The organism is Candidatus Nanopelagicus hibericus (assembly GCF_002288005.1).
GTDB classification, from domain to species: Bacteria; Actinomycetota; Actinomycetes; order Nanopelagicales; family Nanopelagicaceae; genus Nanopelagicus; species Nanopelagicus hibericus.
This window is the reverse complement of record NZ_CP016771.1, coordinates 403029-429115: the sequence shown is the minus strand read 5'-3', so window position 1 is coordinate 429115 and position 26087 is coordinate 403029. Positions and strand designations below refer to the sequence as shown.

Genomic DNA, 26087 nt, shown 5'->3' with positions numbered 1-26087 from the left:
GTGGTGTTAAAAGAATTAGGGTCAAGCCCTAAGTTTTTTTATCCAACCACTCTTGCCGATGGCACCTTGCTATCGACCTGGTCTTCACCCGGAGCACCCCACCGTGGTGGAGGGTTGCCGCTTAGTTAGCCGGGGCTATGAACTAAGACTCATGACCTATGGCGAAAAATACTAGAGATTATGCGCCTTTGCAACTGCGGCATAAATAATTTTGCCCTCATTCACATTAAGCCCTAAAGCCAAGCCAGCATCATCACTCAACGCCTTCTGCCACCCTTTATTTGCCAGGGCTAAGCCGTATCCAATAGTGGCGTTGGCAAGTGCGTAGGTGGAGGTGGCGGGAACCGCCCCTGGCATATTTGCCACACAATAAAAAATTGCATCATGGACCTTATAGGTCGGCTCTTGATGAGTAGTTGGTTTGGAATCTTCAAAGCAGCCACCTTGATCAATTGCTACATCAACTAAAACAGAGCCGCCCTTCATCTTTTTCACCAGCGCATTACTTACTAATTTAGGAGCTTTTGCGCCATGAACTAATACTGCGCCAATTACTAGATCAGCATTCATTACCTCTTTTTCAATCTCATACTCACTTGAGGCTAAAGTCTTAACATTGCCGGCAAATATCTGATCGATTTGGGCAAGACGTCTTAAATCTAAATCCATCACCGTCACATTAGCCCTCATGCCATGGGCAATTGTTGCTGCCGCAACTCCAACAACACCGCCACCGATTACTACCACTTTGCCGGGGCGAACCCCTGGCACTCCACCCAGTAATACCCCACGGCCACCCTTACTTGCTTCAAGTGCTGCTGCTCCTACTTGAATACTCATTCGCCCTGCCACCTCACTCATCGGTGCAAGTAGTGGCAGCGCGCCATCAATCTCAACTGTTTCATAGGCAATTGCAGTACAACCTGAATCCATAATTGCTTGTGTACAAGCTTTATTTGCAGCTAGGTGTAGATAGGTATAAAGAATTTGTCCCTTACGCATTCTTTTATACTCAGCCTCAATCGGCTCCTTAACTTTTTGAATTAAATCTGCCTTTTGCCAAATCTCCTCGGCAGAGTCAATAATTTTTGCCCCCGCTTGGATGTAATCAGCATCCAAGATGCCAGAGCCAAGACCTGCATTTTTCTCAACCAATACCTGATGCCCGGCTGCTACATATGCGTGAACACCAGATGGGGTTGCCGAAACCCTGAACTCATTATTTTTGATCTCTTTTGGAATACCAATAATCATTTTAAAACCACTCTACTAAACAGCGCCGTTTAGTTATTAAATACTACTACCAAAAAGTTGGGCGCAAATCTTAGGGTGAAGTTGCGCCCGCATCGCAGCAAAATGCTCCGCTGGCCAGTTGGCAAAAAAGACCCGCCGCAGCAAGATCGCAAGTGGGTAATTAGCCTCATCAATAAAAGCTTTATCTAACGCCTTGTTTGCTAAATCTGCTTCGCCTGATTCATAAGCACAAGCGGCAAAGATGCAGGCAACCGGGGCAATGTGGCCAATTGGCGCCACACCAATTAGCCAGTGCCAAAGATTAAAGAGCTGGTCAATATTTTCATTATTTGTTAATCCCATTGCGTAATCACGGACCTGTAAATCTTTAAGCCGCACCAACACAACTGCTACCAACTCATCATCTATTTTCTCTGGTGTAGTAGTAAACCTGGCAACCAACTCATTAACAGCAACCGCTCCTAGCCGTTGCTGCTTTAATACCTCATCACCCTCATAATTTATTGCAGTTATCTTTGATAATTGATCTTCAAGTAATAGGTTATTTGTCATAGCGGTAGATTGCCAAAGTAGTGGTGGTAATTTCTCACCCACTAGTAAAATTGTGGATTACTTAGTAAATCTTCCAACCGCATCTACTACCGATAATCCCCTAGTAATACTTTGCGTAATCCCATCACCACTTATTGGTGTAGTAACCCCATTAACACTCCATGTTCCCCGCCAAATTACCTTCAGCCCAACCTGATACTGATCATTGTTTTTATAAGTGTGCGTAATTGAGCCCAATGGAAATGCCGCCCCCTGGTTGGTGGTGGTGATAAATCCGCCATCACCGAAGGACCAAACAAAGGTTGAGTATAAATTGACATAAACAATGAGATCTAAAATCGGCACCACCGCATTAAATCGCTGGGGAGTTTGGGTCCAAAAATAGACCGGCATGTTTACTAAAGCATCCTTTTCAGGTTGAAAATTAATATCACCAACCGGCAACAGCTTTATCAATCGATCAGATAATGAGGCGCTAGCTATTTTAGCTTTTGGCGCCGCTATTTTTTTAATTGGCTTGGGCGTAAAGGTTGGCTTAAAGGTTGGTTTTAGAGTTGGCTTTACTACTGGTTTTGCAACTGCCTTTGGTTTCACAGTTGGTTTTGGCTTAGCAGTTGGCTTCTGACCGTTTTTCTGGGCGGTAATAATTAGCTGATTATCCTCGGTAAAGACATCTACACAGGTTTTATCTACACACTCATCACTTGCATAGGCGATAGGGCTTTGCAGCAATAAAATGAGTATTACCCCTACTTGGTATCGCTTAATAACCACTCCTCACCGACTCGTTGCACAATAAATAAATTACTAATGGTGGAGGCACTCCACAGGATGGATTGCCGGCTGTACTTATCAATTTTTTTGATATCACTTCGATTAATTACTACCTTAAAACTTTTTTGATTCAAGCCATCTTTTTCTAGGTTGATACTGGTTAATTGGTAGTGGCCACCAATTAAAGTGGCGCTCTTAAATAGATTCTCCAGCCGCTTAGCAATCTTTAGGCAGCCACAGGTGGGCAGTGCGGTGGAGCGCAGATAAATAAACTCACCGGTCAAGGCCAGGTTTAAACCATCGACATAATTGATTATCGGATCAAGGGATGCGGGATCAACCTCTGGCAGCAACTGTTTATCAATTGGATCATCAACTGCTTCAAACCCCTGCTCGCTGATCTCATTACTTTTTGGTGCCAGCGCCCCTTCCGCTTTAGCGCAGCCACTTAATAAGATTGGCAACAATAAAATTGCCATCAGCTTCTTTCGATTAAACATGGGGATAATCTAGGTATTTACCGTAATCCCTCGCTTGAAAAATCTGCTGGCTGTGCATTACTAATTTGTGTGTAAAACTTCGGTTATGGCGCACCGTGATGGCGATGGTTGGATCCAATGTAATTGTGGTGGCAAGCATTGGGGTTTACATGGCGCAGCAGGATTACTGTTAGTAAGGGATAAAACAATTCTTATGCAACACCGAGCACCATGGGTGCACAATGGTGATACCTGGGGTATTCCAGGTGGTGCAAGAGACTCTCATGAGAGCCCAGTTGAGGCTGCGATCCGAGAGGGGCATGAAGAGATTGGTATTTTTGAAAAGGATTTAACACCGGGTGAGATCTTCACCGATGATCATGGTGTTTGGGCTTATCACACAGTGATTGCCAAGGCACACCCTGAATTAGTTGCCCATGAAGCAAATGATGAGTCCAAAGAGGTGGCTTGGGTGGCATTTGATCAGGTGGAAAATAAGAATCTACACCCTAGTTTTGCAAATACCTGGCCACAATTGCTGACCAAGTTAAAATCTCTTTAATTATTTCTTTAAATACTGCGCATCTAATCTACGAAGTGCCTCTTTAATCACTGCGCCATCACTGCTTCGCCAAAATGGTGGCATGGAGTTTAAAAGAATTGAGCCATATCTTTTGTTAACAATTCGAGAGTCTAATATCGCCACCACTCCCCGATCATCTAAGGATCTAATTAATCTGCCAGTTCCTTGGGCAAGAAGTAAGGCAGCCCTTGGTAGCGAGATCTGCATAAAACCAGAACCACCTGCTGCATCTGCCTCAGCAGCTCTGGCTGAAAGCACAGGTTCATCAGGACGTGGAAATGGAATACGATCAATCACAACTAATGTGCAAGCTGGCCCTGGCACATCAATTCCCTGCCACAATGAAATAGTGCCAAGCAAAATAGATCGATCATCCTTTGCAAACTTTTCTACCAACGGACCAACTGAGTCGCCACGTCGTTGGGTAATTATTGGAATCTTTAATTCAGCTAAGACATTTCTTAAATGTTCATCAGCTGCTTCAACTCCCCGCCAAGATGAAAACAAAGCCAGGGTGCGCCCACCTGCTGCCTGGATTAACTCACCTAACTCAGTTAGCGCCTCCTTTGATGGCCCATCTCTGCCTGGCTCTGGTAAATCCTTTGGTAGGTAAAGCATTCCTTGATTAGCAAAATCAAAGGGTGAGCCAACATCTAGGATCTGCAGATTTGCTGGATCCATTATGCCTTTGTCATCATCCTCACTCTCATCCTCTTCATTTTCCTCATCATTTTTACCACCAATTACAAAACCAATATTTTTTGCAATCGCATCAAATGATTTACCAACTGTTAAAGTCGCACTAGTTGCAATCACAGGTGTTTGTGTAAGCAAATTCCCACGTAATACATCAGACACTGCCAATGGCGCTAAATACAAAGTTGAGTAAGTTGGTTCAAACCAAAGCACATGGGTATGTCCTGGTTTTAATAACTTTGTAGCGGTTTGGCTTATCTCATTTAGCGCACCCTTTACCCGTGCTCGTTCTGCCATGGAGTTTGGATCAATAATCTCACTATCTGCTGAAATGAGCGCAGTAACTGCAGATACTCCCTCTTTGACTGCCCGAAGTGGTGCCTCTAATACCGCCGGCAACTTATCCAACCTGCCAGCCTTTGTTGGATCAGCTTTTAAATCATCTGCGTAATCACCAATTGCTTTTGCAAACTTCTCACTTGCTTTAAAAAGAGCATCACCTGCTTTTCCTGGCATATGTTTTCTTGCCATATTGGCAGCACGCAAAACTCTAGCTGCAGTTATCTCCTCCGTCACCGCCTGCGTCGTGCGATCCATAAACTCATGCGCTTCATCCAAAACAATTGCATCTCGCTCAGGCAAGATCGGATGTGAATCTACAATCTCAATTGCAAGCAAGGTGTGGTTGGTAACCACAATATCTGCTGTTTGCGCCTTGGCTTTTGCTAGCGCTGCAAAACATTTAGATCCAGATGGACACTCATCCGCCCCCATGCACTCTCTTCCTGAAACTGAGTTAGCTGCCCATACTCGCCGGTCAACCTCTGGGGCATCATCTCGATCTCCAGTTGCATTTGCCGATTGCGCCCACGCTCTTAATCTTTTTGCATCTGCTTCAAGAGTTGAGACCTCAAAAACTGCTTGCGCCTCTGGATCATTTGGTGAGTTGTTCATTTTTTGCAAGCAGATGTAATTACCCACTCCTTTATAGATCGCAAAGGAAATGTCTCGGTTTAACTCTTTATCAAGTGCAGCTTTTATCTTTGGTAGATCTCGCTCTACTAATTGCCGCTGCAATGCCAAGGTGGCAGTTGCTACCAATACTTTTTTGCCATGCACTAGCGCTGGTACTAAGTAAGCAAGGGACTTTCCAGTGCCAGTTCCAGCTTGTACTAAAAGATGATGCCGATCAGTTAGTGCATTGGCTACCGCCTCTGCCATCTCAATTTGGCCAGATCGAGGCTGTCCGCCAATTGCAGTAACTGCGGCATCTAATGCTGATCTAACCTTTTTTGAATACTCACTCACTAGGGCAGATTATTTGATAAATACAAAGGGCCCGCAGTATTACCTGCGAGCCCTTTAATTTAATTACTTATCAGGAACAACCTGAGGTGTTGCCACATCCTTCGCAGACAAAGCAGGAGCCAGCCATTCTCATCTTCACACCACATGTCATACAAAGTGGTGCATCTGATTTGACTCCAGCCATCTTCTCGAAAAGCTCCATTGATGAGCCAACAGTTGAGTTATCAACTGGCGCCTTCTCAATCTTTACATCCTGTTTTTTGCTCTCAGTTTTTTGATCAGCTGAGTACTCACCACTTTCTAGGGCGCGAGCGCGCTCTGTGGCGGAGTAAATACCAAGGGATGATCGTGATTCAAATGGTAGATAATCAAGAGCTAACCTGCGGAAGATGTAATCCATAACTGATTGCGCCATTCTGATATCAGCATCATCTGTCATACCAGCTGGTTCAAACCTTTGGTTAGCAAATTTCTCCACAAAGGTCTCAAGTGGCACGCCGTATTGCAATCCAATTGATACTGCAATTGAGAAGGCATCCATTACACCGGCAAGAGTTGATCCTTGCTTGCCAAGTTTTAAGAAAACCTCAGCGAGTGCGCCATCTGCGTAAGCACCACTGGTCATATAACCTTCGGCGCCCCCTACAGAAAATGATGTGGTTTGGGCTGGACGAGATTTTGGCAATCTCTTTCTTACTGCAGAGTGAGCAACCTCAGTACTTGTTGCCTCCTCTTTTTTACCCTTTGAATCAGAAAGTGGCTGTCCAACCTTGCAATTATCACGATAAACCGCAAGTGCTTTAAGACCTAACTTCCAACCCTGGTAGTAAACCTCTTCGATCTCAGCCACGGTGGCATCGGCTGGCAGATTAACTGTCTTCGAGATAGCACCAGATAGGAACGGCTGGCATGCAGCCATCATGTGAACATGGCCCATTGCAGAGATTGATCTAATACCCATTGCACAATCAAATACGGTGTAGTGCTCAGCTTTTAAGCCAGGGGCATCAACAATATTTCCATTTTCAGCGATGTACTCAACAATCGCTTCAATGGTCTCATCGGTGTAGCCAAGTTTTTTAAGCGCAAGTGGCACAGTCTGGTTCACAATCTGCATTGAACCACCGCCCACCATCTTCTTAAACTTAACCAGTGCTAGATCTGGCTCAATACCGGTGGTGTCGCAATCCATCATTAAACCGATGGTGCCAGTTGGCGCTAAGACTGATGCTTGCGCATTTCGCCAACCATTTTTCTCACCCAATGAATTACCGGTTGCCCATTGTTTAATTGCCTCTGCCCAAACATCCTTATCCAAAGTTGAGACTGATTTTGCAGACTCAGTTGCATTTTGGTGCTTGCGCATTACCTTGGTGTGAGCCGCTGCGTTTCTGGCATATCCGTTATATGGCCCAACAATTGCAGCCAACTCAGCTGATCTACGGTATGAAACACCGGTTAATACTGAGGTGATGGCGCCAGCTAATGCCCGGCCACCCTCTGAGTCATATGCCAAACCTGAGGCCATAAGTAATGCGCCAAGATTTGCATATCCAATTCCTAATTGGCGAAAATCTCTGGTGGTCTGGCCAATTGCTTGGGTTGGGAAATCTGCAAAACAAATTGAGATATCCATTGAGGTAATTACCAACTCAGTTACCTTGACAAAGTTTTTCACATCAAATGAACCATCTGCTTTTAAGAACTTCATTAAGTTCAAAGATGCCAAGTTACATGATGAGTTATCCAGTGACATGTACTCAGAGCATGGATTGGATGCATTGATCCGGCCAGTCTCTGGGTTGGTGTGCCACTCATTGATGGTGTCGTCATATTGAATGCCCGGATCCGCGCACGCCCAAGCAGCCTCGGCCATCTTTCTAAATAATTTCTTTGCATCAACAGATTCCACAACCTCACCAGTTGAACGAGCAGTTAAACCAAATGATTCACCCGCTTCATAGGCGCGCATAAAGGCATCCGATACCCGCACTGAGTTATTAGCATTTTGATATTGCACCGAAACAATATCTTTGCCACCTAGATCCATATCAAAGCCGGCGTCCCGCAGGGCGCGGATCTTGTCCTCTTCGCGAACCTTGGTCTCAATAAACTCTTCAATATCTGGATGATCAACATCTAGCACCACCATCTTGGCAGCTCGTCGGGTTGCTCCCCCTGATTTAATTGTGCCAGCAGATGAATCGGCGCCGCGCATAAATGAAACTGGGCCAGATGCGGTTCCACCTGATTTTAAAAGCTCTTTAGAGGAGCGAATTCTTGAAAGATTAAGACCCGCACCTGAGCCACCTTTGAAGATAAAGCCCTCTTCTTTATACCAATTAAGAATTGATTCCATCGTGTCATCTACCGAGAGGATGAAGCAGGCAGAGACCTGTTGTGGGGCGTTTGTGCCCACGTTAAACCAAACTGGTGAGTTGTATGAAAATATTTGGTGCATCAACATATGGGTTAACTCATGTTCAAAAACTAAGGCATCCTCATCAGTTGCAAAGTAGCCATTATCTTTACCAGCTTTTGTATAGGTAAGTACAACCCGATCAATTACCTGCTTAAGTGACCACTCCCGATTTTCTGCCCCTAGCGCGCCACGGAAGTATTTAGTGGTGACAATGGTGGAGGCGTTTACCGACCAGAAATCTGGATACTCAACACCTTTTTGTTCAAAGATAACCTCACCGGATTTCCAGTTGGTCTGAACTACATCACGTCTTTCCCACTTAACTGTGTCATATGGGTGAACACCTGCGGTGGTGTAGATCCGTTCGATGGTGAGGGCTTTGCTCCCACCAATTTTGTTACCGCTCTTAACCGCAGCTGGCTTATTCACGATTGACATTTCTTACTCCCCTTAATTTGTTGTTAAATCTTTTTGGTTAACTTTTTCTTCTCTTCGTATCAGCTTCTTTTCTTGGCTATCTATCTACTTAAGGGGCCCCCGAATATTTACTTCTTTAAATCTATTAATTTTTTGGTGCGGAGAATGCTTGTTGTTTCTGCGAAAGTTTTGGGTTTCTAGAAGGCTCTGCTCGCAGTAATGCGATCTCGCCTTCAAAATCTTCCAGGGAGGAAAAACTACGGTATACCGAGGCATATCGTAGGTAGGCGACCTCATCGAGTTCTCGGAGTGGCGCAAGAATTGCCATTCCCACCTCTTGGGCCTCAACCTCTGCCACACCATCTAAGCGAAGGGACTCCTCCACTCGTTGGGCAAGCAGTGCTAGATCATCATCATTTACTGGCCGACCTTGGCATGCCTTGCGCACACCATTGACTACCTTCTCTCTTGAGAAGGGTTCGGTGGCTCCTGATCTTTTGATTACTAGCAGGATGGAGGTCTCTGCGGTATTAAACCGCCTGCCACAGCTGGTGCATTCGCGCCGGCGGCGGATCTGATTTCCCTCATCAGTTGGACGAGAGTCAATCACTCTTGAGTCGTCGAAGCGACAGAAGGGGCAGATCATTTGGCAGTTCTCCAGTTCTTTCTTGCTATGCGGGGGAAGAGCACATTAGCGGAAAACTACTACTTATGGAAGCCATAAGTCGTTTTGCCCCTATATGTTGGGTGAACCATAGAGCCATAGTTGAGGGTTTAAAAGCACCTGAATCGGCGTGTTGGGTAAATTCTTATCGCCAATCACCATCTCACCCTCCTTGTTCAAGCATCGCTGTGGTAATCTTAGATCAAGATTTATCAAGAAATTTCTTGAAATGAGGAAGCTGTGGCTAATGAGAAAATTAAGTTCTCATCCCAACTAGATCCAAAGGTTTTAAGTAGCGCTAAAAAACTAGCTAAATCTGAAGGCCGGCAGTTGCAATCAATAATTGAACAGGCGCTCACCGATTATTTGAAGATAAATGAAGGCCAAAAACCTAGTGGCGAGGTCATTGATGCCTTTAAAGCGAGTTTCGAAGAGTTTACCGATCTTTACCAAAAATTAGCAGGAATCCTTCCCGCCAAATAAAAATAATATGGCATCGCTTATAGATGCTCGCAAGATTATTTAAGTCTACTTACCTAGCCGGCACCAGTAATTTCATTCCAGCTGACAGATCAGCCCCACTTAACTTATTGACCTCAACAATATCTGCGATCACCTGATTTATTGAGCCACCTTCGGAGTACATTGCAGCGATTGACCAGAGCGATTCACCTGGGGCAACTACCATCTGTAGATATCTACTCTCACCCTTAACAGCTAAATCACCAGCTGCGGTTGAGATGGTGGTGGCAGCTGATGCGGCCAGGACTAGTACCGATAGGCCCAGTGCGGTTCTAGCTAATTTATACCTACGGTTGCGCTTCATGCTCTTCTCCTTGCTAACAGTGCTCGAGGGGATTCGAACACCTGTTCTATGGAAGTATTAAACACTAGGTCACTGACATTGTCCAGTTTAAATCGAACAAATGTTTGATTTTTTCACCCACCCCTGCTACCCTTTACTTATGGCTAAAAAACCGAGTTCTAAGGCGCTCTCCGAGCTGCCTGATGGCCCAGCCGATGACAATGGGCTGACCCCAAGGCAGTTAAAGATCCTTTCAGTTATTAAGCGTGCAGTTGAGAACCAGGGGTATCCACCCTCTATGCGTGAGATTGGCCAGGCCGCAGGTCTTGCCTCCACCGCATCCGTCACCTATCAACTGCAAATTCTTGAAGAAAAGGGATGGATAAGGCGAGATGCCTCCCGTGGCCGCGCCATTGAGATCACCCTGCCAGGTGAGGATGGCCATGCCGCCCCACAAGATAAAACTAGATTAATTCCATTGGTAGGAAAGATCGCCGCCGGTAATCCAATTTTGGCAGAGCAAGTAGTTGAAGAGGTAATGCCGCTTCCAGAATCAATTGTTGGTAAAGGTGAGCTATTTATGTTGCAGATTAAAGGTGACTCCATGATTGATGTTGCTATCTGCGATGGTGATTATGTAGTTATCCGTGCCCAAAAATCAGCTGAGAAGGGTGAGGTGGTTGCCGCCATGATTGATGGTGAAGCAACTGTAAAGACCTGGTCGAAAAAAGATGGCCACTTCTGGTTACTACCTGAAAATGATGATTACCTACCAATCCCCGCAGATGATGCGGTGATTCTGGGTAAAGTAACTGCGGTTCTTCGCGCTCTGTAGAAAACCTCTTACACCTTTTTCACTTTTTAGGTCCATAAAGTACGCCAGTACGATTACAGCGAGAAAATTTTTTTCATTTCAAGATCTGTCATGAATAATCGGTTAAGTTATTATTTTTTCCCCCATGCAATACTAAAAGTACATACCAACTCCCTTGGTGGTAAATACACCTAACAAATCTCTTGTCAAAATATTCTTTGCGCCTGCACCAGTGCTGGGATTATTTAAGGCTTAACCACGCCCGATATACGGCATCTTTGTCGCTATCACCGTCATAAATTGAATATTTGCCTCTAATGGAAGAGCGGCCATATGCAAAACTGCATTAGCAACTATCTGCGCATCAATCATTGGTTCTGCCATTACCTGACCATTAGCTTGTAGTGCTCCAACTCGTTGAACACTAGCCATATTGGTATCAGCATTTCCAATATCAATCTGTCCGCAGGCGATGTTGTACTTTCGACCATCAAGCGAGGTTGAGCGAGTTAATCCGGTAATCGCATGTTTTGAGGCGGTATAAGGCGCATAGTTAGGCCTTGGTACATGCGCAGATATTGATCCGTTATTAATGATCCGACCACCTTGTGGTTTTTGATCCTGCATTAATAAAAAAGCCTCTTGAGTGCAGTAAAAAACACCACCAACATTGGTGTCAAACACTCGCTTCCAATCCTCTGTGGCTACCTCTTCCAGCGGTGATGCCGGAATTACAACACCAGCATTATTAAAAAGTAGATCTAAGCGATTAAATTTTGCTTTAATTGTTGAAAAGGCCATTGATACTGATTTCCGATCACTTACATCGCAATGAACTGGAAGTGCTGTATCCCCAATTTCATCAGCAACCGACTGCAGACCTATTAGATCGCGACCTAGTAATCCAACTTGCCAGCCATTTCTAGCTAGGGCGATACTTGTGACTCTACCAATTCCTTTATTCGCGCCAGTTACAACCGCAAACTTACTCATAATTTAACCCCCATAATTTTTCCACCGAGTTCGTTCTCGATGTGATTAAGAACTAATTGATCAAAACTCTGCTCACAAGTAAACCCTAGCTCTCTTGCCCGAGTAGCTTTAAATGGTGGAAAGTTCCAACAATCCACGATCTTCTGTGCATTTGGGTCAAACTCCTCACGTATCAACGAAACTACTTTTTCGCCAGCAACCCTTCGTAGCGATTGAATCTCCTCTTCAATAGTTGCAGTAATACCAGGCATCGTAAGGCAGCGCCTGCTGCCTAGCAGATTAGTATCGATTTGCCCGGCATGGAGTAAAAATCCAACTGCTGATTGCGGTGAAGCAAAAACCATTCGAGTTTGTTTTGAAACTGTAAGTGCGGCCTGCTGTCCAGACAGTGGCTCCCGAATAATATTTGAAAATACTCCTGACGCTGCTGCATTTGGCTTTCCTGGCCGCACGCAAATTGTTGGCAAACGTAGTCCGATACCATCAAAGAAGCCTCTCCTACTGTAATCATTGAGCAAAAGCTCTCCAATCGCTTTTTGAGTTCCATAGCTAGTATTTGGTTGCAGTATGAAATCATCGTCAATCAACTCTGGGTAAGGGCCTCCATAAACAGCAGCCGAAGAGGTGTAAATGACTCTTGGGGAGTAAGTATCAGAGACTTCTCGAATAGCCTCAAAAAAATTTCGTGTTCCTTCAAGGTTAACTTTGTATCCTTTTTCAAAGTTTGCCTCAGCCTCACCTGAAACTACTGATGCTAAATAATAGATAATGTCTGGCCTATCATTTACTAATTTTTGGCAGGTTTCAAAATCTGTAATATCTGCGGTTACCGCATCTATAGGAACATTAGTATCTACATCAAGATTGCCGTTGTATGCATCAACCGTAGTAATGCTTTTGATTTTATTTTTTCCTATACTGCTATTTCTAGAAATATGTGCGATAAGTTTTCGGCCCAACATGCCACCGCCACCCACAATTAATACCTTCATCACTCAATAATAGGTATTAATCTGAAAAATTACTATATCTAGAAAAAAATTTAAATTAATTTTGATTTAATACTTTTTTTACTGAACTAACACCTATTTTATTAGTTGATATTGAGTAAGCCCATTCCCATTCTTAGAACTTTTGATTTTTTTGTAAGATTCAAGCACTTCTAGGTGGCCTAATACCGGATACGCCAAATATTTATAGGCTGGGTTATCCCACGGCCCCATCCGTAGATGAGTTAACTCAATTAGCTCCATCATGGTAATTGGTTTTGCAGATTTCGCTATAGTCTCTAAACAAATTTGTTCAATTAAGTCGGTGTAATTCAACGACAAATCTAAGAAATCAATGGCTGCCTGTCCGGAATATCGAGGATAGTGCGAAGTCAATATCTCACTTGGGTTATATCCTTTCAGTAATCTAATCGTGGATCGATACGCCTCGACAAACCTGTAAGTAGGCGGAAAAGCCGGCTGACCATCAGCTAATAAAACACTATTCCCCAAAACCGCATCACCAATTATCACTGCTTTACTACTCTCATCAAGTACAGATATGTGTCCCCAGGAATGCCCTGGTGTATGGAGAATCTCTACATACCTACCACCAAGATCAATTCTCTCATTTCCAGCAAAACCAATATCTACATTACTCTCAAAAGCAACACTCATCATAAAATCTTTAGCTTCCATAGATTCTGCAAAGCCATGGTCTTTTTCAAATTCGTTATAGCGATCGTAAAACATACTATTTAAGCTCTCAATCATGGCTCGATCTCGCTCGCCCGCACAAATTAAAGCATTTGGCATTAATTCCCGCACTGCCTTATTGCCGCCAGTATGATCGTAATCCGAGTGAGTATTAATCACATACCGCACAGAATCAAGCGATAATTTATTCTCTTTGAAATAGGAGGCAACTGTGGTTCGTATTGATTCATCAAAGCCTGTATCAATCAATAATGTGTGCTTCTTTCCAACAATTGCATAAATTGCAACATACCTAGGTCCAATGGGGCACTCAATCCGATGTAACCCTGTGCTTATTTGCATTTTGAACAGTTTCTCATTTATTGACCCCTAAAGACTGGCTTACGCTTTTCTACAAATGCTTTTCTGCCCTCGGTACTATCCTGCGTTGTAAAACAGTAAGCAAACGTATCATTTTCATACTGCAAGCCAATATCCACTGCAGTTGATTGAGAGACTCGCACCAGGTGCTTGGCCAATTGAGCTGCAATAGGTGCGTTATCTGCAATTCTTCTGGCTAAATTCTCTACCGAAAGATCTAGCTGTGCACTAGGTAAGACTTTTTCAACTAAACCATACTCTTTAGCTTCTGATGCTGAAATGAGATCACCCGTAAGCAACATCTCCAACGCTTTCCCAGTAGACAAAATCCTTGGTAACAATTGGGTATTTCCCGCGCCTCCATGCCAGCCTAATTTGATTTCACCCGCTCCAAACTGAGCAGTATCGGCGGCGTAGCGAATATCACTCATTAGTGCCATCTCTAATCCCCCACCAATACAGTAACCGCGAATTTTAGCAATAACTGGTTTTTTAATTGCCCATATTCCTCTTGCATAATCAACTCGATTGCGTAACTGCCAGTTAGAGCCATACTGATCCAAGACTTTTACGTCGCTCCCTGCAGAGAAAGATTTTTCACCGCTACCAGTTAAAATGACAACTCTGATTTCATTATTTGCATTTATATATGGCACTAAATCGAGCAGTGCTCTACCCATATCTGGCGTCATGGTGTTCAATTTGTTTTCTCGGTTTAAAGTAATTGAGGCAACGCCATCATTTTCTGTAAATAACAATTCATCGGGAAAATTAGGAAGGCTGATCACAATTTTCTCTTTCTTACCGTGGAGGATGCACGTGCAGCGGTTTCAAGAAGCACTTTCATCGCGGCTTCCGCTGCATCAGGATCTTCATCAATTACTGCATCTAAAATAGCTTGATGTTGAACCAAAAAATCAGCCTCGGCTACCGCATGTCCGACCAAATCGCCTCGGATTTTCAACAAGGGCAGCAGTAATCTACCCATTTTCTTTACTAGATCATTTTGAGTTGCGGTTTGAAGGGCTTCATGAAATTCCATATCTGCTTCACCAATTAATGGTGAGGTTGAACCTTGCTCATAAAAAGCATCAGTCATTTTCTTGAGTGCGACCTTAAGATGTGTAATATCTTTGGTGCCCCGACGTTTGGCAGCAATTCTGACCACTCCTGGTTCATAAGTAGATCTGAGTTCCTCTAAATCAGTTATTAACTCAGAGCTTAGGCCTGAAGCTTGGAGCCAATTTAAGACATCCAAATCAAGTAAATTCCATTCAGTCCGTTCTAGAACAATAGTTCCAGTTTTAGTTCTTGCTTTCGTGAGTCCCTTATCATGTAGCACCCGCAACGCTTCTCGGATCACAGTTCTACTTACTAAATATTTTGCTTCGAGCATATCTGAAGTAAGTATTGTTCCTGGTTGAATCTCACCATGAACAATTTTACTACCTAGCTCATTGACAATTTGGGTTGGCAAATTTCGAGCCATTTTTGTTTTCATCTACCCCTACACCAACTCAAATGTGTCATAAATAGCAAGTGCCAGTGGGCCTTGACCCCACGGTACTGAAAAGCCACGAGGAGTGAATTCATAATGAGACTTTCGAGTTGATGCCATAACCGCAGCAGTCACATTTTGTAATTCGCCTGCATTATTTGCATCGGCTATGACACCATTTAAGGCTTTAATCATGGCAGGCTTCACCACAGATTCTTCAACAATTCCCAATTTAATTGCGCGAGCAAATCCTGCGGCCATAAATCCAGCAGTTGATCCCTCTTCACCAGATCGTTCACTATCAACTACACACCACCAACGACCATCTGGGCGCTGCAACTTGATCATGGCATAAATTAATTTTTCAGCAGCCTGCTTAATTTTATTGTAATTATTATTGGATTTAGGAATTTGGTGTAACACGTCCATCATTCCAAGTAATGCCCAGCCTTGTCCGCGACCCCAACCCTGTCCCCAAGTTCCCGGAACGCCATTTAAAAAGAAGTGATCAAAAATTCCGCTAGGTAATTGCAATGCATCGATATAACCGATTGCTTGCTCCACTCCAATTTCAATGTACTTAGGATTACCTATGGCTTTGCCAAGCCCAGTAAAAAATGGTGGATCAAAATGCAGGCAGTCAATACAGGTGCCACCAGGAGGATTAGCTAAAAGATCCGCTTCAAATTTCGGCAACTCCTCTCCGCCATAAGGTGGAATTAAACATAGCGATTGCCAGGTATCAAAAATTCCACGATCTTTGCTTCGAGATGTTAAATAATTTGCTAATAGTTCTAATGCGTTGAAAATCTCCTTGCAGTCTTTTTCCTGCGCAACTTCGATCATCGCTACGCCAGGGGCGGTGCAATCAAGCCTACGGAATGGCTCTGGCCTACTAGCCCATGCCTTAAACCATCCTTCTGCAAAAGAAAAATACTTTGGATCCTTAAGTAATTTACCAACTACTAAAATTCCTTCAAACCCGGTTGAGTCACCAAAATTCCAAGACTGGTAGGGCATTTTTAACAAACTTGCGCCAACTTTTTCCAGTAACTGTAATCTTTCTACCTTACTGGTGGCAACAACAACATCACTCATATTTAGCGACCTTTAAAATTTGGTTTACGCTTTTCAGCGAACGCTCGTTGACCTTCAGCGGCGTCCTCGGTGGTCATGCAGTATGAAAAGGAATCGTTCTCGTAAAGCAAGCCAACCTCTAATGGAATACTTTGCGCCATTCGCACCATATGCTTTGTCATTTGAGCTGCAATAGGTGCTTTGTCAGCAATGGATTGTGCAATTTCAATTGCTCGGTCAAATACCTGCTCTTTAGCAACAATTTCTTGAATCAATCCCATTCGAAGAGCAGCTTCTGCCTCTACTTTTTCACCATGCAGCAAAAGTAAATTTGCATTTCCCGGTCCCACGGTATGCACCAATAATTGCGTTTGCCCAGAGCCGCCATGCCAGCCCCACCTAATTTCACCGGCCTGAAACTTTGTGTCTGGTGAGCCGACTCTTACATCAGAGGCACAAGCCATCTCCAAGCCGCCACCAACTACCCAACCATGTAATGCCGCAACCACTGGTTTTTTAATCAACCAAATAGCTCGCGCATAATCTAAATTACGATCAAATCGATTTCGATACTCCCAATTACTGCCATAGTCACCTAAATCTGTTAAGTCGCTACCTGCGCAAAATCCTTTCTCACCTTTACCGTACAAGACAACTGCTCTAATATCTAAATTATTGTTTAATTGATAAATATAGGAGTTCATTTCTTCATCCATTTTTACAGTCATGGCATTGATTTTTTCGGGTCGGTTTAAGATTAAGTGGGCAACATTTCCATGAATCTCTAAATCAACTGAGCCAGTTAATTGGGTACTCATTTTACTCCTTAACCCCAGAGACAGCGCCTGAGGAGATTAGTTGGGTTATTTTCTCTGCATTCATTTCCAATAAATTACTAAGAATCTCCTGAGTGTGTTCTCCCAGTGCTGGCGCACCACGGCGAATGGAGGGTGGAGTTTGATTCATTCTTATCGGGGGTCTAACAGTTTTAGCACTACCGCCATAAAACTGTGGCTGCTCCACAATGTAATTTGTCTCTTTAATATGAACATCATTAACTAAATCTTCATAGTTATATACCGGTCCACACCATGCTCCAGCTGCATCACAAATATCAATCCACTCTTGGGTTGTTTTGTCCGTAAATCTCTTTCGAATTTTCTTGTAAACTTCATTTCGAAACTTATGGCCATCATTGTATGAGGTTAAAGTCTTTAGCCAATCATCATTTAATATCTCCCCTAAAATTGGAAGTGGCACCATTGCAAGAGTTAGCCAACCATCTTTAGTTTTATATACACCGTACGGGGCTGGAATTGAGCCATGGGCAGATCTCTCCTCTAACCGCCGAGGCATTGGTCCAGCATTTAAAAATGTAACTAATTCTTGTAATTGGCAATCCATAACTACTGACAACATATCTACCTCAACATGTTGACCCACTCCAGTATGGTGTCTGGATTCGATTGCAGCCAAAACCCCAATTACAGCTTGATACCCAGTCATTACATCTGCTCCCCAAAGCGCACTTGGGGTTGGATCATCACCTGCTGCACCAACACTAAACATTGAGCCGCTATAACCTTGCACTACTAAATCTTGTCCTGGACGATCACGATAGGGACCAAATGATCCATACCCTGAGATAGAGCAGTAGATGATTCCCGGATTTATTTTTTTTAGATCTTCATATCCAATACCTAAGCGATCTGCAGTTCCAAATCTAAAATTTTGCAAAAAAACATCAGATTTTTTTACCAACTCATAAATAACTTCCTTGCCACCAATACTTTTCAAATCTACCGCTAGCGAGCGCTTATTTCGATTTACCGCCAAAAAAGTGGTCATCTCGCCATTGCTCTGTTGGTCTTCAAAGCCACGGGTTCGATTAAATTCACCACTTGCCGGAGGTTCAACCTTTATGACATCAGCACCCAGATCTCCCAGTCGCGTTCCCGCGATTGGACCCGCCAGCATCTGGGTTGCATCAATTACGCGAAGCTCTGAGAGCGCTCCCTTTTTATCTGATTTTGTTGCTTCCATACAATGATACTTTCGTATGAAGAATGAGTTGTCAAGGTAAATTGTGCCCAAATTTACCTGTAGCAGTCTTAAGACTTAGGCAAATCGAGCGTGCAAACCACCATCAACTATCCAGTCAGCACCATTTACAAATGAGGCATCACTAGAGAGCAAGAATGTAACAACCTTTGCAATCTCAGAGGTCTGAGCCATTCGTCCCAATGGTTGTACCGCCATGGACTCTGCTCGCTTAGCAGGTTGTGTTTGAAACCATGACTCAAGCAATGGGGTCAATGTGTAGCCCGGTGAAACTGCATTTGTGCGAATGTTATTAATGCCCTCATCTAAGGCAAGATTTCGGGTTAATCCAATTACACCAGACTTAGCCGCTGCATATGGAAAGAATTTAGGAAAGCTCATCCGGGCATGGATTGATGCGATATTTACAATCGCACCTTTTTTAGCTTTTCGCATCTCTGGCAAAGCTAACTTTGCCGTGTGCCAAACACTCTTTAGATCCACATCAAAAAATCTATTCCACTGATCATTTGTCATCTCAACTGGATCTGCATTTGAGTTTACGCCAGCATTATTTACTACGCCAGTTACCGGACCAAATTTTGCAACCATTGCATCAAAGGCAATCTTTAGATTATCAAAATTTGCTACATCGCCCTGGTGAAAAAAGACATTGAATCCCTTTTCAGTTAACTCTTTCTCATACTTCTTACCCGCATCCACTGCAAGATCGCAGAAAGAAACTTTGGCACCATTTTGCGCTGCATCCAAAACTATTGCTGCACCAATACCATTTGCCCCGCCAGTTACAAATACATGCTCATTTACTAGCTTCATTTTTCTCCCTTTGGTTTACCAGTCAGCAACTGATCCATCAGCGTGAAACCATTGAACTGGTTGCCCGCCGGCGAATGGATGCTTCTGTGCTTCTTTTTCATTTATCTCCACACCGATACCAGGTTTTTCAGGGGCGTAGATATACCCATTTTTTATCTCTGGCACGCCATGGAAAACTTCATTCCGCCAAGGAACATCTGATCTCATGACCTCTTGAATTAAGAAATTTGGTGTGGTGAGCCCGAGGTGAATATTAACCATTGTGGCAATTGGCCCAAGTGGGTTATGTGGCGCCATTGCTACTCCAAAAGTTTCACATAATGCGGAAATTTTCCTAATCTCACTTACTCCCCCTGCGTGACAGACATCAGGCTGGGCAACATCTATTAAGCCAGCCTGTAGGTAAGGCAAAAATTCACTGCGATGTAGCCAACGCTCACCGGCAGCTAATGGAACTTTAATACCTGCTCTTGCCACCTTCAATGCTTCAATTTGATCAGGTGGTACTACCTCTTCTAAAAATAATGGATTAAAAGGTTGCAAAACCTCACCGTATTTAATCGCCATTGCAGCAGTTGTTCGGCCATGGAAATCAATCATGATATCTACATCAGGACCAGCAGCACTCCTGGCCGATGCCATCAGATCATGGGCGTGCTGCAACTTGGCAGATTCGCCAAGGGGGGCAGTTTGTGGGACGGCAAGAATTTTTACCGCCGTAAATCCATCTTTAATACTCTGCTGCATTTTTTCGGCAAACGAGGCAACAGTATCTGAGTTATAAACTGCATCAGAGCTGCCGCCGCCCAGATGGTCATACATTCTTATTCGATCTCTTGCTAATCCTCCTAATAAACGCCAGAGCGGAACATTCAAATCTTTCGCGGATATATCCCAAAGTGCTTGATCAATTCCACTTAAAGCTGACATCATGGTTACGCCGCCTTTAAAAAATGGATGTCGGTACAAGATCTGCCAATTTCGCTCGATATCTCTAGGATCGCGGCCCACAATTAGTGGTGCTAAATCTTCTACCGCTCCGACAACAGCACGTGCTTGATACTCAACCGTAGCTTCACCAATTCCCACCAGTCCTGGAACATCTGTAAATACTTGCACAACTACCCAATTACGCATTTTCGCATTAACTACCAGGGTGGTGATTTTAGTTATTTTCATGATGGCTCATATCCTCGCTTTTGAAATACTCTCCGCTAAATCAATCAGCTGTTCAGCCTGCGCTTTCACTTTCTCACTCAGCTCCACAGTCGGCGCTCTGCAATAAGGGCTTTCAATTAATTCTCGCTTAGCAAGTACATACTTCTCTGCAGCTACCAACTCTTCGACCGTATTAATCCATTCGGCGATTATTGGCAGAAACTTACTCAGCCTATTTTCAAACTCACCTTGATCACCACTTAATAATGATTCCTCAGCCCATAAATAAAGGTCGGTCAAACTGCAGCCTGGTTGAATACCGCGGGCGCCAGCCCTAGCCCCTGCTGCCCAATGGATGCCGCCCCAGCCAATTAAAGTCTCAACTTTGTTATTGCTTAGTTGATGCACCCGTTTTATTGATTGCTCCGGTGGATTTGCCTCACATTTAATCATTTTTAAATGTTCGAATGTTTTACTCAAGCTAACAAGCTCCGCAACATCTTCTACCCCGCCACCTTGGGGAAGATGCTGAACAATTACTGGTATCCGTACATTTGCGAGAATTGTTGCAATATGGTGATTTATTTGTTTCGCAGTGGGATTAAAAAAAGTAGGTGGCAATATATTTATAAAATCCACACCCATATTTTGGTAATCCTGAGCCCGTCGAATAGCAAGATCAGCTGAATGATCCGCAACACTGGCTATCACTTTAAGGTCAGAACCAGCACGTTGAGTTAGCAGGAGTTCTAATAATTCATATCTTTCTTCATCAGAGAGCTTAATATTTTCACTTGCAACTCCAAAAAACAGTACAGACTTAGTGCCAAGTGAAATTATCCAGTCAACTAAGCTCTTAAAACTTGCATAATCTACATCACCATTTTTAGTGAATGGTACGGCAAGTACAGGGCAAACTCCGTTGATGTTCACCCAATATCCTTTATGGCTAGCGCTTAATTCTTTTCGAAATTACAGCCTGCATAATTACCGAAATAATAATTACTAAGCCAAAAAATACCTGAGTATAGAAAGCGTTAATTCCAGAGGCAACAATTCCAGCATTAATTGCACCGATAATGAATGAGCCCACAAAAGTTCCGGTGACTGTTCCGATTCCACCGAAGACAGATGTTCCTCCCAGAAAGACAGATGCTATTGAGTTCATTAACAAGCCGTCACCCAGAGTTGGCCAAAAGTAGTTAACTTCAAAAGATGCCACTAATCCTGCAAAGGCTGCAAAGAAACCCATGATTGCAAAAGATCTGCGCTTAACTTGGCCGACATCCACACCCATTAACTGCGCTGAGACTTTGTTATCACCAGTTAAAAACACATGAGCTCCAAATTTGGTTCGATTTAAAATAAACCACAGCACCAGGGTTGCAGCTATTGTCCACCAAAACTGATTAGCAATTCCGAAAAAGGAGCGTCCAACTAATATCTTACTTACAGGTAATAGTTTTTCATCAGTTAATCCAAAACCAGAGCCATTCATCCAAGCTAATTCAATGCCTCTAAATAAGAAACCTGTTCCTATCGTAATTACCAATGATGGAATCATAAAGAATGTCACTAACCAACCATTAAAGTATCCGGCCAAGGTTCCAACTAGCATTGCCGCAGCCAAAGCGAGCCAAATATTGCCCGTTCCACTATATAATTTTACGAATGTTGCCGTTGCCAAGGCCATAATGGAAGGAAAAGAGAGATCAATCTCGCCTGTTATCACTATTAAAGTAAGTGGAATCGCCATAAGGGCAAATAGCGGCGTACTTGATGCAAATGCTAAGTAAATATCTTTGGAGGTGAATGCTTCTGAGGCTGTAAATACAAAGATGAGCCACATAGCAATCCCAACACCCCAGATTCCAAACTGCATGCCGAATTTGCGCCAAAATGAGGGAGGCCTTGCAGCATTACCCTTTACTTTTGCATCTGATTTTTTATCCATTATTTGACTACTCCTTCATATTTCCGGTTCGGGCAACTCTGTACATGCTTTCGATAAGCTCATCCATTGTTATCTCACTCTTTTTGTAGTTACCAGCAACTTTGCCACGATCTAACACGATCATTCGATCAACTGCAGGATAGATATGGAAAATATTGTGATCAATAAAAATTGCTGACCTACCAGATTTCTTGATGTTTTGAATAAATTCCAAAGTTTTTTTCGTTTCAGAGAGTGATAATCCAACTGTTGGCTCATCTAAAATAACTAACTCGGCATCAAAATACAAAGCTCGGGTGATGGCTACCCCTTGCTTTTCACCCCCGGACATCGTTAGTACTGCATTGTCAGGGTGGACCGCCGTTGAAGTGAATCCCATGTGCTCGCTCATCAATTTTGCAGCTTCACTTTTCATTGCATTTACATCGAGCTTGCCAAATCGATTTTTAATCTCTCTACCCATAAACATATTTCGCCAAATTGGTTGAAGTTCACAAAGTGCTCGCTCTTGATAGATAGTTTCAATTCCCAGTTGCCGAGCTTTAGCCACATTCCATTCGGTAATTTTCTCGCCCTTAAACCAGATCTCTCCACCCTCATCTGGTTGATGGAAGCCCATGATTGTCTTAACTAAAGTCGATTTGCCTGCTCCATTGTCGCCGAGGAGTCCAACAATCTCACCCGGATAAATCTCAAGGTTAACACTAGAAAGTGAGCGAACCTCTCCAAAAGTTTTTGAAACATTCTTAAGTTGGATTACTGGATCTTGTTTGGCCATATCACCCTTCCAAAGTTATTAAATTAAGAGTACTGGTTGGAAAATATATTCCCAACCAGTACTTTACTAACGATCAGCTAAGAATTTAGCGGATTTCTACCTTTGCAAGTGGAGCAACAGTCTTGACATTTGCCTTGTCAACAAATCCACCAGCGGTATTTACATCAAGACCTGAAAAGCCAAATTTCTTGGTTAAGCAGATCTGAAGTATTGGTAGGTAACCTTGTAGGAATGGTTGCTGATCAATTACAAGATTCAAGTAACCACTCTCAATAGCAGCAGTTGTAGCTGGAGATACATCAAATCCACCGAAGTAGACTGAACCAGCAGCCAAGTTTGCAGCCTTCATATAAGTTGCAGCAGTAGAGGTCAAACCACCATGATCAGTGACAACTGCTTTTACGCCAGGGTTCTTTGCCATAATTCCAGCAAATGTTGGACCACCAGCAGCAGGGGTTGTGTTTGTTGCTTGATCAATTTCTTGGTAGATAACCTTCAATTTTGAAGATTCGAAACCGTCAATTACGCCAACTGTGCGTTGACCACGATCTCCACCTTGACCTTTAAGTCCCCATACGAATGCAGAATCGCCAGCTTTTAGATTGCCGCGCTTCACCATTTCTTTCGCTAGATCTACACCAGCTTTGTAGTTAACAGCACCAACATAACCAAAGCCTTTTGTACTGTACTGAGCTTGTAGATCAACTAGGGATGTATTTAAGGTTGTAACAATAATGCCCTTTTTGAAGGACTCTTCAACTAGTGGCTTTGCTGCCTCAGGTCCCATGAAGCCGTACATCGCAATGCCGTTAGGCTTAGTTGCAATCGCTTCCTTCCATTGAGTTACCATTTTTGCAGGATCCCAATCTGAGAAGTAGTACTTCACAGTTGGACCAAGATCTTTTGCTGCTTGGACATAACCGTTGTACACGTTGTTTGCAAATACTCCACCTTGTGGTCCCCCAGGGAATGCGGCGATCTTTACGCCCTTACACCATTGACCAGTAGGAGCTGCGTTAGCTGTTGTAGCGCTTGTAATTGCAACAAAAGATGATGCTGCAAGTGCGAGAGCAACAAAACTAACTTTAGCTTTATTGATTGACATTCTTCCTCCTTGGATTTGATCGAACCTCGATCTAGCGCAATAGTAGGGGTGGGACGGGTGATTATCTAGAGAGTTGCCTAGCGTGAGAAATATTACGATTTGATAACAGAGGGTTTAAGTTGTTATGAATAGTGCCATTTTAGATGACTAATAAAGTCCTTTTCACTGGTTGGGTGAGATCTGACTACCCCAAGAACGCCCGATATCGGCCAAATAGAACTCATTAAGCTCTCTTACATTTTAGAAACTGTGCAGAGCAAAATAATATTATAAATTGGAACTAGAAAAAACCAACCACTTTTACCCACATCATGCAGCCTTCGAACCGCAGCTGCAATCGTGGGGACAATAAAGAAAACAGATAAAACATTACCCACCAGTTCACCACCTAGTAACGCTCCAATAAAAACTGCCACATTGGTGGCTAGCACAAAATACCAGTATTGAGATCTCGTTGATTTCCCTGAAAAATCTGCGTACCGATTCAAGCCATCTCTACTTGCTAAAAAGATTGGATTTGTACTCTCACTCATACTAATTCCTTATTATATTCTCGGAGTCAGATACAGTGGTTTTCCGTTAACTTTAAGTTCAACATCCACCAAGTATTTCTTGACCGCATCAATATTTATTTCTATACCTGTACCAGGTTTCTCTGGTGCTTTGATCATACCCTGGCTATCTATCTCTACTTTATTAAGAGTAAGTTCCTGGCAGAGAGATTTTGGCTCCATTGGATACTCTGAAATGTCAGATTGGGCAACTCCTGCATAGGCTTGGAGTGAGGATGAAAGTGCGGATTGTGATGTGAAGGTGTGATTTACATACTTAATTCCTTTGGAGCTGGCGTATTGTGCAACTTTGTATGCATTGCCAATTCCACCAACATATCCAGCATCAATTTGAATAAAATCAACTAAACCATAATCAATCAATTGCTTTGCTTGATAAGGATTATGTGCCCCTTCACCACCCGCTAATGAGACTTTGGGTTCACACTTTGCTAATTGACCGTAACTTGAAATGGCATAACCATCAAACGGTTCTTCATACCACAATACCTGCGCTTGTTTTAAGGCAGGTAATCTCTTTGCGGCTTGATCCACACTCTCTTTGAAAACTGTCCCAGCATCAATCATTAACTTCGCTTCGCTACCTATCCCCTCTCTAGCAGCGTATATATGTGCCTCATCCGCTGCAACTGTAGAAGTGCCAAATGGACCCCAGCCAAATTTAATTGCCTGGAAGCCAGAATTTTTTATATCAACTGCTTTTTGCTTTGTCTGCTCAGGTGTATCACCAAATAACACGGAGGCGTATGGAAGTTTTGGCTCAGATTTCTTATATCCCAACAATTGCCAAATCGGAGCTTGCAAAGACCTTCCCAGACAATCCCATAAAGCAATTTCAATACCAGAGATCAATAAATCACTTTGCAGCAATCCGTAAAAAGAATTCTTTCTTACCTGATTATAGATATTTGCAATATCGGCAGGATCATTTAATTCCATTCCCAGCACTGAATCAATTACTGGATGGCAACCACTATGAGACATGGGAGTAATCCAGGCAGCAATTCCTACAGTAGGTGAACAGACAGCCTCACCCCAGCCAACATGACCGTTTGCGACTACTCGACATAGCAAGGAGTCTTGGCTGCCATCGCCAATATCCTCAACTACCGGCATTCGTAGATAAAAGAGATCTACTGAATCAACCTTCATTTTGGCCCCACAATCAAACCCAGCTCCGAGCGATAATCTATCAAAGGATTCAATAACTGTAGGGCCGCTCAATTACACACCAATCCCCG

The 26087-nt window shown here is 43.4% G+C and carries 27 protein-coding genes and 1 riboswitch; of the genes, 3 read left to right on the top strand and 24 right to left on the bottom strand.

Annotated features, from left to right (window positions below):
- Positions 1–43 precede the first annotated feature (43 nt).
- Positions 44–157: riboswitch (SAM riboswitch) on the bottom strand.
- Between the two features lie 14 nt (positions 158–171).
- From ald to B1s21160_RS02290, 4 genes are read right to left on the bottom strand one after another with little or no spacing between them, the layout of a single operon-like run.
- Positions 172–1254, bottom strand: coding sequence for an alanine dehydrogenase (gene ald / locus B1s21160_RS02305; protein ID WP_095672261.1), 1083 nt, complete (start codon positions 1252–1254; stop codon positions 172–174).
- A gap of 36 nt (positions 1255–1290) precedes the next feature.
- Positions 1291–1848, bottom strand: a complete 558-nt coding sequence (locus B1s21160_RS02300) for a DUF4192 family protein (protein ID WP_223297976.1) — start codon at positions 1846–1848, stop codon at positions 1291–1293.
- Positions 1849–1863: 15 nt separating this feature from the next.
- On the bottom strand, positions 1864–2538 hold the full coding sequence (locus tag B1s21160_RS06490; RefSeq protein ID WP_261340889.1) for a hypothetical protein: 675 nt from the start codon (positions 2536–2538) through the stop codon (positions 1864–1866).
- Positions 2539–2555: 17 nt separating this feature from the next.
- Positions 2556–3080, bottom strand: coding sequence for a hypothetical protein (locus B1s21160_RS02290; RefSeq protein WP_095672890.1), 525 nt, complete (start codon positions 3078–3080; stop codon positions 2556–2558).
- A gap of 85 nt (positions 3081–3165) precedes the next feature.
- On the opposite strand from B1s21160_RS02290, the gene B1s21160_RS02285 reads away from it, so the two are divergent.
- Positions 3166–3621: an NUDIX hydrolase gene (locus tag B1s21160_RS02285; protein ID WP_095672259.1), complete on the top strand. Its 456-nt coding sequence runs from the start codon at positions 3166–3168 to the stop codon at positions 3619–3621.
- Here the strand turns inward: B1s21160_RS02285 and B1s21160_RS02280 are convergent, their stop codons facing one another.
- The 3 genes from B1s21160_RS02280 to nrdR all read right to left on the bottom strand — a co-directional run bounded on the left by B1s21160_RS02280 (position 3622) and on the right by nrdR (position 9131).
- Positions 3622–5646: an ATP-dependent DNA helicase gene (locus tag B1s21160_RS02280; protein ID WP_095672258.1), complete on the bottom strand. Its 2025-nt coding sequence runs from the start codon at positions 5644–5646 to the stop codon at positions 3622–3624.
- A 70-nt stretch (positions 5647–5716) separates the two neighbouring features.
- A complete protein-coding gene (locus B1s21160_RS02275) occupies positions 5717–8506 on the bottom strand; it encodes a vitamin B12-dependent ribonucleotide reductase (protein WP_095672257.1) in 2790 nt (929 codons plus the stop codon).
- A 124-nt stretch (positions 8507–8630) separates the two neighbouring features.
- Positions 8631–9131, bottom strand: a complete 501-nt coding sequence (gene nrdR, locus B1s21160_RS02270; RefSeq protein WP_095672256.1) for a transcriptional regulator NrdR — start codon at positions 9129–9131, stop codon at positions 8631–8633.
- 258 nt (positions 9132–9389) lie between these two features.
- On the opposite strand from nrdR, the gene B1s21160_RS02265 reads away from it, so the two are divergent.
- The gene (locus B1s21160_RS02265; protein ID WP_095672255.1) at positions 9390–9632 is read left to right on the top strand and encodes a PX domain-containing protein; all 243 of its coding nucleotides are present in this window, start codon (positions 9390–9392) and stop codon (positions 9630–9632) included.
- Between the two features lie 49 nt (positions 9633–9681).
- Here the strand turns inward: B1s21160_RS02265 and B1s21160_RS02260 are convergent, their stop codons facing one another.
- Positions 9682–9975 carry a LysM peptidoglycan-binding domain-containing protein gene (locus B1s21160_RS02260; protein ID WP_095672254.1) on the bottom strand — a complete coding sequence of 98 codons (294 nt, stop codon included), beginning with the start codon at positions 9973–9975 and terminating at the stop codon, positions 9682–9684.
- Between the two features lie 139 nt (positions 9976–10114).
- Here B1s21160_RS02260 and lexA point away from each other — a divergent pair, with 139 nt between their 5' ends.
- A complete protein-coding gene (gene lexA, locus B1s21160_RS02255; RefSeq protein WP_095672253.1) occupies positions 10115–10789 on the top strand; it encodes a transcriptional repressor LexA in 675 nt (224 codons plus the stop codon).
- Between the two features lie 231 nt (positions 10790–11020).
- Here lexA and B1s21160_RS02250 read toward each other — a convergent pair whose 3' ends face one another.
- The 16 genes from B1s21160_RS02250 to B1s21160_RS02175 form a co-directional block, all read right to left on the bottom strand.
- On the bottom strand, positions 11021–11761 hold the full coding sequence (locus B1s21160_RS02250; RefSeq protein WP_095672252.1) for an SDR family oxidoreductase: 741 nt from the start codon (positions 11759–11761) through the stop codon (positions 11021–11023).
- Positions 11758–12753, bottom strand: a complete 996-nt coding sequence (gene denD / locus B1s21160_RS02245; protein WP_095672251.1) for a D-erythronate dehydrogenase — start codon at positions 12751–12753, stop codon at positions 11758–11760. Before denD ends, B1s21160_RS02250 begins: the two co-directional genes overlap by 4 nt.
- Positions 12754–12846: 93 nt before the next feature.
- Positions 12847–13809 (bottom strand): MBL fold metallo-hydrolase, encoded by a 963-nt coding sequence (locus tag B1s21160_RS02240; protein ID WP_095672250.1) that lies wholly within the window; start codon positions 13807–13809, stop codon positions 12847–12849.
- A gap of 17 nt (positions 13810–13826) precedes the next feature.
- Complete coding sequence (locus B1s21160_RS02235; protein WP_223297975.1) at positions 13827–14615, bottom strand: enoyl-CoA hydratase/isomerase family protein; 789 nt, start codon at positions 14613–14615, stop codon at positions 13827–13829.
- Entirely contained in the window at positions 14612–15328 is a 717-nt protein-coding gene (locus tag B1s21160_RS02230) for a FadR/GntR family transcriptional regulator (protein ID WP_095672249.1), read from the bottom strand. The genes B1s21160_RS02235 and B1s21160_RS02230 overlap by 4 nt, the downstream gene beginning before the upstream one ends.
- Before the next feature lie 6 nt (positions 15329–15334).
- Entirely contained in the window at positions 15335–16423 is a 1089-nt protein-coding gene (locus B1s21160_RS02225) for a glycoside hydrolase family 88 protein (protein WP_095672248.1), read from the bottom strand.
- A 2-nt stretch (positions 16424–16425) separates the two neighbouring features.
- Positions 16426–17220: an enoyl-CoA hydratase/isomerase family protein gene (locus B1s21160_RS02220; protein WP_095672247.1), complete on the bottom strand. Its 795-nt coding sequence runs from the start codon at positions 17218–17220 to the stop codon at positions 16426–16428.
- 1 nt (position 17221) lies between these two features.
- The gene (locus B1s21160_RS02215) at positions 17222–18445 is read right to left on the bottom strand and encodes a CaiB/BaiF CoA transferase family protein (protein ID WP_095672246.1); all 1224 of its coding nucleotides are present in this window, start codon (positions 18443–18445) and stop codon (positions 17222–17224) included.
- A 75-nt stretch (positions 18446–18520) separates the two neighbouring features.
- Positions 18521–19279, bottom strand: a complete 759-nt coding sequence (locus tag B1s21160_RS02210) for an SDR family NAD(P)-dependent oxidoreductase (RefSeq protein WP_095672245.1) — start codon at positions 19277–19279, stop codon at positions 18521–18523.
- Between the two features lie 15 nt (positions 19280–19294).
- Positions 19295–20458, bottom strand: coding sequence for a galactonate dehydratase (gene dgoD, locus B1s21160_RS02205; protein ID WP_095672244.1), 1164 nt, complete (start codon positions 20456–20458; stop codon positions 19295–19297).
- Positions 20459–20464: 6 nt separating this feature from the next.
- Positions 20465–21370 carry a dihydrodipicolinate synthase family protein gene (locus B1s21160_RS02200; RefSeq protein WP_095672243.1) on the bottom strand — a complete coding sequence of 302 codons (906 nt, stop codon included), beginning with the start codon at positions 21368–21370 and terminating at the stop codon, positions 20465–20467.
- A gap of 16 nt (positions 21371–21386) precedes the next feature.
- Complete coding sequence (locus tag B1s21160_RS02195) at positions 21387–22391, bottom strand: ABC transporter permease (RefSeq protein WP_095672242.1); 1005 nt, start codon at positions 22389–22391, stop codon at positions 21387–21389.
- Positions 22392–22398: 7 nt separating this feature from the next.
- Positions 22399–23169: an ATP-binding cassette domain-containing protein gene (locus tag B1s21160_RS02190; RefSeq protein ID WP_095672241.1), complete on the bottom strand. Its 771-nt coding sequence runs from the start codon at positions 23167–23169 to the stop codon at positions 22399–22401.
- 85 nt (positions 23170–23254) lie between these two features.
- Positions 23255–24274, bottom strand: coding sequence for a sugar ABC transporter substrate-binding protein (locus B1s21160_RS02185; RefSeq protein WP_095672240.1), 1020 nt, complete (start codon positions 24272–24274; stop codon positions 23255–23257).
- A gap of 233 nt (positions 24275–24507) precedes the next feature.
- Positions 24508–24807, bottom strand: a complete 300-nt coding sequence (locus B1s21160_RS02180; RefSeq protein WP_095672239.1) for a DUF805 domain-containing protein — start codon at positions 24805–24807, stop codon at positions 24508–24510.
- Between the two features lie 12 nt (positions 24808–24819).
- Positions 24820–26070 (bottom strand): mandelate racemase/muconate lactonizing enzyme family protein, encoded by a 1251-nt coding sequence (locus B1s21160_RS02175; RefSeq protein ID WP_223297974.1) that lies wholly within the window; start codon positions 26068–26070, stop codon positions 24820–24822.
- Positions 26071–26087 lie beyond the last annotated feature (17 nt).